This window comes from Agrobacterium bohemicum, assembly GCF_002896715.1.
Classification (GTDB): Bacteria; Pseudomonadota; Alphaproteobacteria; order Rhizobiales; family Rhizobiaceae; genus Agrobacterium; species Agrobacterium bohemicum.
In genome coordinates this window covers 330,333-344,460 of the sequence record NZ_PGEL01000025.1, presented here as the reverse complement: position 1 = coordinate 344,460, position 14,128 = coordinate 330,333, and the positions used below count along the sequence as shown (strand labels likewise).

Here is a 14,128-nt window from a genome sequence, read left to right as displayed (position 1 = left end):
TCTTCATCCGAATCTTCTCCAAAATCATTGTGAGAAAATTCTACTTTTAAACCCGGTTAGTTTGCGGGGGGATTACCGTTCAACCGCGATTGTCGGCCGGGAGTCTTGCCATTGATCAGGCCTTCGGGACCGCGCTCGTTAAAGCGCATGACCCAATCCCTGATGATCTGGAGCGCGACATTGCCAAGACGGGCGGCATCTGAACGCGAACCTTCATCGTAGATCAACCCGAGCGCTAACAGGCGTTGTACCTGGCTGCATCCTTGGTTTGCCGGGCAAGCCGCCGGAGATGATCTCCATCAAAATCTTCACGTAACGAAATGCCTGATCGCATACCTACCGTTCGCACCAGAGATCCAAATTCATCGCCGTTTGGGAAGGCCAAAGAGTCGAAGGCAGAGAGGGGGGCGTATAAGACACATCGCTAATGACGTCCTTAAACACGGGTATTACGCCATCACCGCGATGGTGGGCAGGCGGTAGCAATCCGTGCGGTCGCTCTCGGCGCTGTTCACTATTCCGCTGGCTGAGCCACCAACTCCAATTCAGATGACGCATCCATTTCGTCATCTGCTTTGCGGATTTCAAAGATAGGATTCTCCTCTTTCACGAACCTTAGCCGAATGCCGTGTTCGAATTCTTTCTCCTCGTAAACTCCGCGACGCAGCAATTCAAAAGACAATTGATATTTCGCCGCCTCGTCAATCAGAATGCTGTTTTCTTCAGTGATAGAGCCGACAGTAACGGAATTGTCTCTGATCCGCAGAAACGGCGTCAGGATGATGCGTGACGGCTCACCAATCAAAGCCGATACCTCCGAATCCTGGAGCACCTCCACAATGTAGTTCTCACCTTCCGGCACTCTGAAAGAGACGCTTTCAGCGCGCCAGGAAAACCCTTGGGAAACGTGACGCGGTTTCCAATCATTAAAAGGATTGTCGAGACTATGATTGAAANCTGCCAGTTGCTGGTAGCTTACAAAAAGTGGAAAAATTTCTGCCATGTTCAAGGTCCAACAGTAATTGTAGCTTTGCAGCCATCACGATACTTCCGAAGCTGGTTGCCCATCGAAGCGCCTGCCCCCATATTGTCACCCGCGGTCACATTTCTCACACTTGCGCCAGCCCCGCCTTCCAGAAACATTGCGGGAGGGTATTCATCAGGTTGCTTCCCAGTCTCTCGGGGAAACGCACCCGTTGCCGCTGCCCTGCGCATGGCAGCATTCGGTCGGTCTATTGTCAAGGTTGCCGGCTTTCCTGATGCCTGAGCATCCACTATGTGCTGCGCGGACTCAGGATATTTGCCTCTCGATATGATAACGATTCCGTGGCAGGGNCAGTCGTCACATGGCTCCTCTCGCGCCTTCGTTTGGGCAAGTTGTTGAGCCATCGCGGCAGCCTGAGCCAATTGCGCCGCTTTTCTTGCGCGTTCAGCCGCAAGAGCAGCCTCAGCAGTTGCCGTGACTGCCTGAGCTGTGCGAACAGTTCTGTAGCCCTGATATGCACGATAGCCGAGCATGGCAAGACGACCCAATCCAATGGCCACCGGTATAGCGAGAGGAAGAGCCATCAACTGCTCCCCGAGATACGTTTGCCTTGAATTTCAGATTGGCCAATTCTCACCATGCCATCCATGATTTCGGCCAGAGTTTGATCCGGATCGGCCGAAGTTTNCACGGCTTTTCTGATATCCTGCTCCTGGCCTATCTGACCATCAGTCGATGACATCAAAAATGCCCAGCGTGCATGCGCTCCCTCTGACCGCAGCCCCATTTCCTTGCCATCCAGCTCATAAAACAATGTCTTCTTGCGCAGATCTGCATCGGAAAGTTTATTGTTCTCAGGGTCAGCTTCTCTCAGGTAGGCCATGACCCGCTGCCGGGAGACTTCCAGCCTGGCGGCACTCATGACCTGCATCGCTGCAGGATCAAACTGGAGTGCGCCAAGAGGAGGCTTTATGTTCGCCGCGTGACGCGCCCTTTTGACGCCTCCGCCCCAGACCAAATCGGGCGCGAAAATAAGCTGTGTCGCCGGGCCGAACAGACGCGCCAGTTGAACCTCATCCAGAGCCGGGATTGTCTGCATCATGACATTCGCGTCCGCATGTCTGAAGATAACCATCTCTTGCCCACCATTGGTCAAATCTTCTAACGGCGCATCCTCACCTGCGGCGGTGAACTCTTCCTCGTTCCGGACGCGTGGCCCCTCATGTGTAGGCTGGTTATCCTTCCATACCTTCGGCACGGATATGCGGTTAAGCCCTCGCAGATGTTTATAGAGATGCTCGGAACTCAAGGAGCTTGCACCCGACCAGAAAACAGCAGCAGGCTTTCCATCGGTTAGCTTGACGACGTGCCGAAGCCGCTCGATGACCAAAGCCGGGGCATGACCCGCATCTACAGGCAACATTCCGCCGCCAGTCGGATCACCCGCCTCCAAAGACGCAACCATTTGCGCAGAGAGAGCGGCAGAATGGGCCTCGAGCTCTTCATCAGAAATGTCGTCTGCGCCTTCATCGACCATCCTCTGGTCAGTCGTTGCGGGCAGCGCGGCCTGATACGGGTCGATCAGCCATGGTCCTCCGACGATAATCGCATAGTCACCGCCTGCGTAACGATAGAGCGGTCTGTGAAAGACATTGGCCGCTTTAAACAGCTTGGGAAGATCATCAAACTGCGAACCATCCATGACGACATAAACGCGCTGGTCGGGATCGGAGACAAGTTCTGAAACGCTTTTCAGCAAAGCCTGAGCGACTGAAGACAGCTGGGTCTCATCAACGGCATCAGGTGTCATACAAAACTATCCTCGCACCATCGGCATCGACTGAGACGACATGCTCTTCTGACATTCCGTCCCACCCCCGCCACCCGCACCCGAGCCGGAACCACCCTCATCACCAATGAAGACATTGCCCGAACCCGTCTGCGCCTGCCCGCCGCAATCAATAGCATCGCCGATGCGACCGGCTGGCTTGCCGTTGATGAAGACGGTGGATGAGCCAGCAGCCAGCTTCCGGCCATGGACAGGTTCAGGGCACACCGGACAGCCATGCGGCACATAGGCGTCACCGACGCGCATCAACGGTTTATTGTTGACGAACACGTTGGGGCTTCCACCGGTGGCCAGAGTTGGCGGGAAGTGGCAGGAATGGCCGGAGCCTATGTCAGCGCGGCGGTGTGCTTGGGGCATTGATCACTAAGCTCTGTTTTTATTTATACAATTTAGTGCAGCTTCAAAAACAATCCTCTGTGATCCATCCCACATATTGGGTATGTCACAGGAGTTATTGTAAAAATACCTAGTTAGAGTAAATCCCTTCTCAGGTAACTTCTCGTTAGATTTGTAAGTTCTCCACGCGGCGGCTTCACAAGGGTTGAAGTATGATTGTTTCCCGACAATAGGGAAATTCTTCTGTCCATAAAATTTGATAAGCCATTGCCGAGAATTTTCGTCTCCCAACTTAGCAGCAACTCGTCTGAGATCTTCCGCTAAGCACAAATTACGAAAACCCAACTCAGTGTCGGCATCAGACACAAGTTTGTCTTCATATAGCAACCCAGCGGCAGCAGCTATGTCGGATGGATTATCACTCTTTGCTAAATCTAGAACCTTTATATAAGCAGGAGGGAGCGCACTCAAGTCCTCGGTTGCAGGACATTGATGCACACGCCACATAGTGACTACGAAATCAATTGCCGCCACCGCAATATATATTATAAAAANGATGCAGCATATTCTAATTGCATTACACCAAATGAATTTACAAAATCGCCTCATCGCGCACCTAACTCAAGTTTCAAGCTTTTCAGTCCCAACATTTGCGCTCTTGATCTAAAATAGACTACATCAAGGTCGTCATTTGGTTTAGCGTCAATTCGATGCAAAATTTCTTCTTCTAAGGCTTTTTCTATTATCCCCAATAAGTTATCTGTCTGTCCCCATATTACACCTGCAACTCCTAACGCCTTTTTCGCTGCTAAGATCGCAAGAATACCGGCAGCAGTAGATGCGTAACTAGTGGTCCTATTACCTAATTGGACATATCCCNTTAGTTCACTTATAGCATCAGCCGCCTTGATCAAATCATCTAAAGACATGCCAGCCAAAGCTTTGGGCTTCTCTCCGTTACGACGCATACTTTCTTTTAGAAGGCCATAACTCCATAAAGCTGGGTTTTCACCCTCTTCAAAAGGCGCTTTAAAATATTCTTTGACCACGTCATAATGAATTAAAGGTGGTTGCCAAAAAAANTTCTTATTCACTTCGTCACAAGCTGCAGCTTGCTCTGGATCATACTTTNCAATAAAATTAATCGCGTAACAATAATGCCAAGCACCTAGTACGCCGTGCATATCATAACCGTAGAATGCTGATTTCTTGAAACCGACCCCATTGTTAGAAAAGTAATTTACAAACAAATCGTAAATTGCTTTTAGAGCCTTTTCGTTAGCTTTNGACAAATCGAGGGGACGATATGATACGGTGTTTTNACTGTACCCATCGATCAGTTCATCCCCATCAAATGAGAGAAANTCGTTCACATCCAACTTTCACACCCCCTCAATTTAGTTCTATTTNACTTCCGTTTATTGTTATATTACCGTCCGCCCTTATTTCTATACTTCCATTTTTNCTCAATATGATTTTACATTTTTCATTACCAATGCGAATATCCCCCAAGCTATCGATAATCGTAAATTGCTCCGAGGTGATGGACATTTTTTTNGAAGCGTGGACATCAAAATTTACACTCTTCGACTTAAATCGTCTCTCAGAGACAAAGCCAATATCATTGGCCGACGAAANCTGGATATTGCTTCCGGCGTGCTGAATATAAGATCCGCGCACATATGAAAGTTTGCTCGCAGTCGAATTGTCAAAATTTGGCTCGCTATCTAGCTGAAGATGAGCCCATGAAANTGGCAAATATGGCGATTCATTTTNGTCGTATCCAATACTTTCTGTAAACGTTCCCCTCACTGTTTCAGTTTTTGAATTCTGGTAATTATAGTTTGCATTTCTTCTTACTATTGAACTTAAACCGCCCAGCACATAAGAAACGTGGTTATTTTTGGTAACTGAAGAGAAGTTCTTTTCTGCATGGATAAAAATTTCCTCGTCATTTGTTTNGTCTTCAAATCGTAGCTCATTATAGCCGTTCCCTTTGTGCGTGTTGGTCCTAAAGACGCTTCGCGTTTTATTAGCTGGAAGCTCGTAAGGCACTTTCTGCCTCGCATTTGGCACTACCCCAGTCACCAACGGTCGGTCCGGGTCACCATCCACAAACGCGACCATCACTTCCATGCCAATGCGAGGGATGATCTGACCGCCCCAAGTGGAGCCTGCCCAGTTTTGGGCGACCCGCACCCAGCACGTATCCGTCCCATCTTTCTTAGCCTTGCGGTCCCACGGGAACCATAGCTTGATGCGGCCATATTGATCCGGGTGGATTTCTTCGCCTTCGGGACCGGCGACGATGGCGACCTGCGTGCCTTCGATCTTCGGGCGCTTTGTGGTGCGGTGTGGGGTGAGCGGCACTCTCGCAGGGATGGCCTCGAAGGTATTGCGGTATTCGGGTTCGTTGCTGTTGGTCTCATAGGAGCGATCCACAATGGTGTGGCTTGCCTTGATGATCACATGCTCTTCATATTCGTGTTCGGGATGAGCCACCTCATAGGGCGTGAAGCGACGGCCGGCTTCCAGAATGCGGGATGTCGATCCGCCGAAGACCCGGTCATGGTCGGCCTCGATGGACTGTGCCCGGAGTTTCTGGGCCCGCTCTGCTTCTTCCACCGTCTTGATGCGCGCCGGGTATTCGTAAAGCTCGCGCTTGGTCGCGTCCGGCATCTGGACCAGTGATGGCGTCATATTGCCCGGCACCATGCCGGGTGTCTCGAAATTCCAGTCGGCACCCGCGCGCTGGCCGGGCACATAGGAAAAGCGACGGGCCCAGTCATTGATGTGGTTGCGGTCTGAGGAACCCTGTGCCAATCTCACTTTGCCTTCGCCCTGAGCGGAAGGCGATGGTCCAAGCCATCCATTGGCGGTATCGGCCACATGCAGCTTGTGAGAGCCGTCCTCATGGCTGAACCAGTAGAACAATCCATCCTCTTCAAAACGACGCCGAAGATAATCAAGGTCCCGTTCGTTAAACTGCACGCTGTAGTGCTGCGCAGGCGGAGTCTTGATGATTCCCGATGTATCCGGGGCTGGAATGCCGTGTTCGGAAAAAAGCGTTTCGGCGATCTCCACCGATGTCTTGTCCATCCAGATGCGGCAATCGGAACGGCGGGACAGCAGCCACATCTGCGGGCGGATGGTCATGGCGTAAGAGCGTAGGCCACGGGTGATGGGTGGCCCTTCATGCAGGTCCGTGACAAGCCCGTTGAAGGGACGGCGGACACCGCTTCCATCCTCGCCATCGCCTTGGTTCACCTCCACCGAGACATCGATCAGACGCCCGATCAGTTCCTCCGGCTTCACCGATTCCTTCTTAGCGCGGACATTCAGCTGTATCTCGAACAGCTGCGACACACCTTCGTTGATGACCATCCGTTCCGGCAGCAACTGGTCTTCGCCCAGTGGCGACTTTACCTTTAGAACACGGCTGGCCTGGATGAAATCAGACGACGATGGCTGGTCGGTCATGGGCTATCTCCGCTCTGCAACTCACAAGTACCAAGAGGGACAATCATCATGGATACGTCCGACGAATATATATATTAAAGTGATCGTAAGCGTATATTTGCGCAATCGTAGAGAACGCGTCCATGGAGCACTTGCCCACGCGTCACGATCAATGCTGGAATCAGGTGCGCTCTCCAACGAGATGCGCATATTTAAACTTCGTCGCATTATTGGGAACATCATCGATCTTCGGTCCGAACATAAGTTCAGGCGTCAAGATTGAGCCTATCTCTTTCGCAGACGGCGCAGTTCCGAGGAGGTAAATGTCTCGCGACATGAACATCTGGTTACCGAAAGAATTTCCGACAGCGTAGTTCACCTGCAAAGCGAAAGCAGAGTGACCTTTCGCAAGCAGAGCCTGCTTGATCTTGGCATCATTCGCGCCCAGCCATTTTTTNAGCCAAACGGTAAGTGAATATTCGTTGATCCCTCCCGAAACTTGGCTGACAGCGGCAGCGACCGCACCGCCTACAGCCATTCGCGAGTTAAGTTGTCGAGGTCCATCAGGAAGAGACATATAGGATAAATCAGGTCCCTTTCCCATGCGTTGAACAGGCACGACCTCGTCCTGCCGAACCGGGCGCACAACGAAAGAATCAGTAGAAACAGCAAAATTGGGCATGGATAGCTTCTCCCAGCAACATCCGAGAATGGACAGGCTACATTTGGCGCTAAAGGCGCTCCCGCGTATCGGCAATATCAGAATTGCGAAGACGGAAGAGACGACCCGGTGCCCTAAGATGGCACCGGGTCGAATCTGTTAGCCAGCCTTTGTGGTCGCGAGGTCGTAGGACGCGATCATTGGCGCCTGCTGCGTGTTGTTCTCGTCAGCAGGTGTGTACTTGACTTCCATCTTGGTGAAGTTGAGCTTGATGGTCTCAACAGGACGGTCACCGCTGGAGTCGACGGAATAGCTGGCGATCAGCGTGTTCGTCAGCAGGTACTGGATATAGGTGTTGCCTGGATCGCCTGTTGTGACGAGATGGATCGTTGCGAGCTTGCCCTGGCGGCCAGAGCAAGCTTCCTGGAACAGCTTTGTGGAAGACGAGTCGCTGACTTTGGTCAGGATGACTTCCGAAATGGTTGGCTCAGATGCTTCGCGGTTTGCAGCAGAACCAGCAGATGTGTTCATGTTGCGCGTTACGTTCCAGTGAATAGCTTCGATATCCATCCACTTTTTGTGTTCCTGGTGCGTAGCGTCACCCTGGATGCCGTCGATCTGCAAATAAATTGGCATACTGTAAGCTCCTGTAATTACTGAAAAGACCTCTTGCTTCGAGGCCGCGTTTGCCTTTCCACTACTGCCGCATGCGTCGGGACTTCCCTTCCGACGCGGCAACTTTATCCGCTGCAACCGGGGCGGCCGCAGTGAATTCATCATTCTCTTCAACCGCGTCCGCACGAATGCGGAACCCGGTTTCATCAAAATCAACGGTGATGTGCTTCACCCTGTCACCCGAGATGACCTTGTCCAGAAAGTACGTGGACATGGGTGGCAGCAGATCTCTGCCGATCATGATTTCAATGGCGCGTGCGCCGATTTCGCTGGAACCCGACCGCCCGACCAGCGCGTCACGCGCGGCGTCAGAAAGCGTGAGTTCCGTGCCGTAGGCAGAGCGAACCCGCTCGGCAATTTTCTCGATCTGGATGTCGACGATGCGCGACAGCTGCACGGGCCCAAGTGGCATGAACGGCAAANTGACCGTGCGACCCAAAAAGGCGGGTTNAAAGTGCTTGGTCAGCTCCGGCATGAGCAACGCCTCAAGAGCCTCACCTTCCGGCATTGTGTCAGGGTCTGCCGCCAGCGCTGTCAACAGTTCTGAGCCGGTATTGGCCGTCATGAAGATGGTTGTATTCTTGAAATCGATGTCGCGGCCTTCGCCGTCCTTCAACATGCCTTTGTCGAACACCTGATAAAATATATCCTGCACACCGGGATGCGCCTTATCGATCTCATCCAGCAGGAGCACACCAAAGGGACGGCGGCGCACGGCTTCCGTTAGGACACCACCCTCACCGTAACCGACGTAACCGGGCGGCGAACCGAGAAGCAGAGAGACCTTATGCTCCTCCTTGAACTCGGACATGTTGATGGTGGTGAGATGACTGTTTCCGCCATATAAAAGATCAGCCAGCGACAGGGCGGTTTCCGTCTTTCCGGTTCCCGACATGCCAACGAGGAGGAAGACCGCGGGCGGGCGGCGTGGGTCTGACAAGCCTGCACGAGCAGCGCGCATGGCGTCAGCAATACGACCAATCGCCATGTCCTGACCAATGACCCGCTGCTTCATGCGCTCATCGAGAGACTTTGCGCTTTCGATTTGATCGGCGAGCAATTTTCCAAGCGGAATACCGGTCCAGCGTGAGACCACCGATGCAATCATCTCACGATCAACAACCGTCGGAACGAGCTTTTCTTCGCCATGACCCGAGCCTGCGGCGACCGGTCGGAGCGGCGCGACATTCGACGTACCGGCGAGGTGGGCTTCACCCTCCAGAAGCTCGGAAAGTTCCGCATCATATCGGGCTTTCAGGTTATCAATGGTCGTTTCCAGATTGCCTATCTGAGCTTTTATGGCCTCGATGCGAGAGCATGTCTCTTCGTCGGCAGGCTCGCGCGTGAGCCATTCAAGCTCAGTGGAANGCAGGCGACGTTCACTTTCCATGGAGCGAAGCTTTTCAGGCAATGTCTGACGCGCCAGCGATACCGCAGCAGACGCAGTGTCCAGCAGGCTAACGGCCTTATCCGGCAATTGACGTGATGGCATGTAACGGGCTGACAGCTGAACTGCCGCGACAATCGCTTCGTCCCGTATGGTCACGCCATGATGCTTAACGAAAGTATCGGCGATCCCGCGAAGCATCCGGATGGCCGTCGCTTCATCCGGCTCGCGGACGTGGACAGGCTGGAAACGTCGGGTCAATGCCGCGTCTTTTTCAAAATACTTTTTGTATTCGCTCCACGTCGTCGCAGCGACAGTGCGAACTTCACCGCGGGCAAGTGCCGGTTTGAGAATGTTGGCGGCATCACCTTGTCCGGCTGCTCCGCCCGCCCCCACCAGTCCATGCGCCTCGTCAATGAAAAGAATGATAGGTTCGGGCGACCGTTTTACAGCATCTATGACACCGTGGAGACGTCTCTCGAATTCGCCTTTCACACCGGCACCGGCCTGAAGAAGCGACAAATCGAGTGTGAGCAGACGAACATTCTTCAGTTTTTCGGGAACATTGCCAGAGACGATCTCCAAAGCAAGCGCCTCTGCAACAGCAGTTTTACCGACGCCCGCCTCTCCAACGAGAATGGGGTTGTTCTGCCGACGTCTGGTCAGAATATCGACCATCTGCCTCAGTTCATCGTCACGCCCGATAACCGGGTCCACTTTGCCCTGGCGCGCATCTTCGGTCATATCTTGAGTGTAGAGGCGCAGAAAATCGTTCTGATCCTTAGGCTGCGAAGCGCCGACAATCGCGTCATCGCTCGAAGGCGCCTGATTGGCACCTTCTTCACGGAGCTGCTCCAATGCCGCGCGATCCATCAGCTTCAGCGCAGGGAAAGCTGCGCGCGCCAGACTGCGCAACGATGTTTCTTCATCGAGAGCCAGCAGCAGATGGGTAAGTGCAATGTGAGAACGTCCGTCCTGTAACGAGGCGAGGAGCCAAGCCTCCCGTCCTGCTGTCAGGATATTCTGAGATAACGATAAAGCCTGGCCGTCTCCGACAGCCGCATCATCCAGCGCTCGGTCAATTTGGGCGCGAAGATCGTCTTTTGAAATTTGCAACCGGTCAAACGTCTCAGTGAACGCATGGTCGTCCACAACCGCACTCAACCAGTGAGCAATGTCGACAAACTGATGGCCCNGCCGTACAGCGACAGATGCCGCGGTTTCAAGCGATAGACGCAATCTAGGCTCAAGCGCTTCTACCAGGCGGTTGAGATCAATATGCGACATACAGCGAGCCTCCGATTTGGATCATTCCACAACGTGACGTGGCATAGTTATGTCGATGAAACTCGCTTGTCCAGCAAAAGTTGCTTTTTTATTTGACGAGTTTAAAATCAAGTCGCCACAATTTCGCCCCATTTNCCATAAGTCTGTCTACTGAATAACCTTACGTAACGGAAGTAACTGACACATATCTATCATACTTAATAAGGGATAAACTGACATTGGCCACACAAGAGTCGGTACAAANTATAGAATACTTGAGTGATTGCGGAGAAAATATTCGAAGCAACGCAAGAACTCGTGAACTATACTATAGAATTAAGGATGAAAGAAATCAGGCACGTGCAGAAGAACGCACGGTTTCGCCTCAAGAAATTCTAAGGGTTTCCAGCAACTGGATTGAGGTCAGCAATCTCGGATTGCATATTATATATTCTGAAAGTCGCGACGTTGAAATATTGGCATGGCTTGCAGAAGCAGAACTAAGGCTAAAAGGCTTTCTCGGCTTGCGAGAAGTTTATCGAGTTACATATGATATATTTTGCAACCAATGGGACTCACTTCATTCAATTAGTGACGATGACGACGAAGAAAAATTCGCTCCTTTCGCCGGATTGAACGGGACTGGAAGTGAGGGAACGCTAATACAGCCCTTGCGTCTCAGCTCCCTCATTCCAGGCGGGAAGTTTGGCGAACATACATTGTGGGATTTCCAGCTCGCGCAGCGATCTTCTGAAACGAAACGCAAGGAAGAACTCTATAATGCCGCTTCCGAAGCGGGCATTGCGGCCATGTCTTCGCATTTGGCACATGTGAATGCGTGTCTTTCCACATTCGATGACATCAGCAAGATTTTGTCCGAACGGTGCGGACACAACGCGCCAGCCAGTTCCAACATCCGAAACATTCTGATTGAGGCCGCATCCGCGATTCGCACATTGGGCGGACGGGACGACTCGCAGCCTGCTGTTGCCAACAATGCACGGATAGCGGATAGTGATTCCGCACCGATACAGCCCGAAGTTCCTAAAAAANTGCCATCTGGCCCAGAAGAAATCGCTTCACGTGACGAAGCATTTGAAACTCTTCTTACAGTTGCGCGTTATTTCCGCCGGATGGAGCCGCATTCTCCGATATCGTTGGCAATTGAAACATTGGTTCGCAGGGGGCGTATGGATTTTTCAGAACTGCTCGCAGAGCTTTTGCCAGAAGTGCAGGCACGCCACGCCGTTTTGACGGCGGCTGGAATAAAGCCCGAGAGTGAGAACACCGGAAAATAGTGAAACCAAGGGAGATGCGACGCTCCCTACAGTCAGCAATGCCAACACGGCATCAAGGAGGTTTGAATGGCAAGTGTACATGAGAAGCTGGAACGGGTTCGGAAACCTCGCGTCCACATCAAGTACGAAGTGGAAACCGAAGGTGCGATGGTCGTTAAGGAGCTGCCGTTCGTGGTTGGCGTTTTAGGCGACTTTTCCGGCAACCCGACGCAGCCGCTGAAGCCGTTTGGGGAACGGAAATTCGTCCAGGTAGACCGCGATAACTTCGATGAAGTCATGCGCCGCATGACGCCGGGTCTTAACATTGCCGTTCCCAATACGCTTCAGGACGACGGCACGGATATTCAGGTCAACCTGAAATTCGAAAGCATGGACGACTTCCTGCCTGCAGCCGTTGTTGAGCAGGTACCGGCACTCAAAGCCCTCTTGGATGCGCGCAACGAACTTCGTGACCTGTTATCAAAGGCCGATCGTTCCGAAGATCTCGAGCGTCTCCTGGAAGATATTCTCCAGAACAAGACCGATCTCGGAAAGCTCGTATCCGAATTGAAAGAGAAAAACAGTGCGGGCGCCTGACCTCGAAATTTGAGGACTGTTCCGTCGAGTTGCCCCGCCGCATGGGGCTTCACCTGTTCTAGCGGTAAGACAAGAGCCGCATTTGGAAGGATTGAAACATGAGCGCTGAAAGCCTGCTGAAAAACGAGGCACAGACGACGACCACCGAAGAGAATGGCTTACTCGCCAAGGTGGTTGCCGCAACTCGTCAGACCGAACCGGACCGCGCACAAAACCTGCTGCGGACTCTGACTGATCAGGCACTGAAGGGCACGGTGAAATATGACCGAAACCTGACTGTCACGCTGAACCATGCGATTGCCGAGATCGACAAGGCAATTTCCGCCCAGTTGGCGGCTATCATGCAGGCACCGGAGTTCGCCAAGCTCGAAGGCACATGGCGCGGCCTGAATTATCTGGTCAAAANCTCTGAAACCAGCGTCAACCTCAAGATCCGCGTGCTGAACGCTTCAAAGCGCGACGTGGGCCGCGATTTGGAGAAGGCTGTTGAATTCGACCAGTCCAGATTGTTCAAATCCATCTATGAAGATGAATTTGGCACTCCCGGCGGCGAGCCTATGGGCGCCATCATCGGCGACTATGAATTCGACAACTCGTTTGACGATGTTCAGCTTCTACAGGGCGTGTCGATGATCGCCGCTGCGGCATTCGCACCGTTTATTTCGGCTGCCAGCCCACGCATGTTCGGCTTCGAAGACTATCGCGACCTCGCACGTCCGCGCGATCTCGAAAAGATTTTCGACACCGTCGAATATGCCAAGTGGCGCAGCTTCCGCGAAAGCGACGATTCTCGCTTCGTCACGCTGGCCCTCCCTCGCGTGCTGGCCCGCATGCCCTACGGCCCGAAGACAAACCCGGTTGACGAATTCGCCTATGACGAAACACGGGGTTCCGCCAATGGCGACTTGCAGCATGACGAATATTGCTGGATGAACGCCGCCTACATCATGGGCACCAAGTTGACCGATGCCTTTGCCAAGAATGGCTGGTGCACGGCCATTCGTGGTGCGGAAAACGGAGGCAAGGTCGAAAACCTTCCCATGCATGTTTNCTCCAGCGATGACGGCGATCTGGATCTGAAATGCCCGACGGAAGTCGGCATCACCGACCGTCGCGATGCGGAACTGGGCAAACTGGGCTTCCTGCCACTCTGCCACTACAAAAACACGGATTATGCCGTGTTCTTCGGCGCGCAGACTGCCCATAAGCCCAAGCTCTATGACCGCCCTGAAGCGACAGCCAATGCTGCGGTTTCGGCGCGTCTGCCATATATGATGGCGACCTCACGTTTTGCGCATTACCTGAAGGTCATGGGCCGCGACAAGATCGGCTCCTTCATGGAGGCATCTGATTGCGAAGTCTGGCTGAACCGCTGGATTTCCAACTACGTCAACGCCAACGACGTGGCGGGCGAAGAATCGCGTGCGAAGTATCCTCTGCGCGACGCGAAGGTGACTGTTCAGGAAATTCCCGGCAAGCCTGGCGCATACAACGCTGTCGCATGGATGCGCCCTTGGTTGCAGATGGAAGAGCTGACGACTTCGCTGCGCATGGTCGCACGCATTCCAACCAAGAACTAAGCAGGATGAAGGGGCAGCAATGCCCCTCACCCACCGCATTCCCGCCCGGAGCCCCT

General features: G+C 52.8%; 10 protein-coding genes. 3 read left to right on the top strand and 7 right to left on the bottom strand.

What is annotated here, in order from left to right:
• Positions 1–56: 56 nt before the first annotated feature.
• The 7 genes from CUC55_RS23655 to tssH all read right to left on the bottom strand — a co-directional run bounded on the left by CUC55_RS23655 (position 57) and on the right by tssH (position 10,639).
• Positions 57–242, bottom strand: a complete 186-nt coding sequence (locus tag CUC55_RS23655; protein WP_082760232.1) for a helix-turn-helix domain-containing protein — start codon at positions 240–242, stop codon at positions 57–59.
• A 272-nt stretch (positions 243–514) separates the two neighbouring features.
• On the bottom strand, positions 515–1,003 hold the full coding sequence (comJ, locus tag CUC55_RS13665) for a competence protein ComJ (protein ID WP_103088203.1): 489 nt from the start codon (positions 1,001–1,003) through the stop codon (positions 515–517).
• 2 nt (positions 1,004–1,005) lie between these two features.
• The gene (locus CUC55_RS13660) at positions 1,006–1,389 is read right to left on the bottom strand and encodes a NucA/NucB deoxyribonuclease domain-containing protein (protein WP_425352839.1); all 384 of its coding nucleotides are present in this window, start codon (positions 1,387–1,389) and stop codon (positions 1,006–1,008) included.
• 1,412 nt (positions 1,390–2,801) lie between these two features.
• Complete coding sequence (locus CUC55_RS13650) at positions 2,802–3,191, bottom strand: PAAR domain-containing protein (protein WP_067648229.1); 390 nt, start codon at positions 3,189–3,191, stop codon at positions 2,802–2,804.
• 1,371 nt (positions 3,192–4,562) lie between these two features.
• Complete coding sequence (gene tssI / locus CUC55_RS13635) at positions 4,563–6,650, bottom strand: type VI secretion system tip protein TssI/VgrG (protein ID WP_103088198.1); 2,088 nt, start codon at positions 6,648–6,650, stop codon at positions 4,563–4,565.
• 799 nt (positions 6,651–7,449) lie between these two features.
• A complete protein-coding gene (locus CUC55_RS13625; protein ID WP_067648221.1) occupies positions 7,450–7,926 on the bottom strand; it encodes an Hcp family type VI secretion system effector in 477 nt (158 codons plus the stop codon).
• 61 nt (positions 7,927–7,987) lie between these two features.
• Positions 7,988–10,639, bottom strand: a complete 2,652-nt coding sequence (tssH, locus tag CUC55_RS13620) for a type VI secretion system ATPase TssH (RefSeq protein WP_103088197.1) — start codon at positions 10,637–10,639, stop codon at positions 7,988–7,990.
• A gap of 218 nt (positions 10,640–10,857) precedes the next feature.
• Here tssH and tssA point away from each other — a divergent pair, with 218 nt between their 5' ends.
• The 3 genes from tssA (at position 10,858) to tssC (ending at position 14,072) form a co-directional block, all read left to right on the top strand.
• Positions 10,858–11,916, top strand: coding sequence for a type VI secretion system protein TssA (gene tssA, locus CUC55_RS13615; protein WP_245417757.1), 1,059 nt, complete (start codon positions 10,858–10,860; stop codon positions 11,914–11,916).
• A 66-nt stretch (positions 11,917–11,982) separates the two neighbouring features.
• On the top strand, positions 11,983–12,492 hold the full coding sequence (gene tssB, locus CUC55_RS13610; RefSeq protein ID WP_067648211.1) for a type VI secretion system contractile sheath small subunit: 510 nt from the start codon (positions 11,983–11,985) through the stop codon (positions 12,490–12,492).
• A gap of 98 nt (positions 12,493–12,590) precedes the next feature.
• Complete coding sequence (tssC, locus tag CUC55_RS13605; RefSeq protein WP_103088196.1) at positions 12,591–14,072, top strand: type VI secretion system contractile sheath large subunit; 1,482 nt, start codon at positions 12,591–12,593, stop codon at positions 14,070–14,072.
• Positions 14,073–14,128 lie beyond the last annotated feature (56 nt).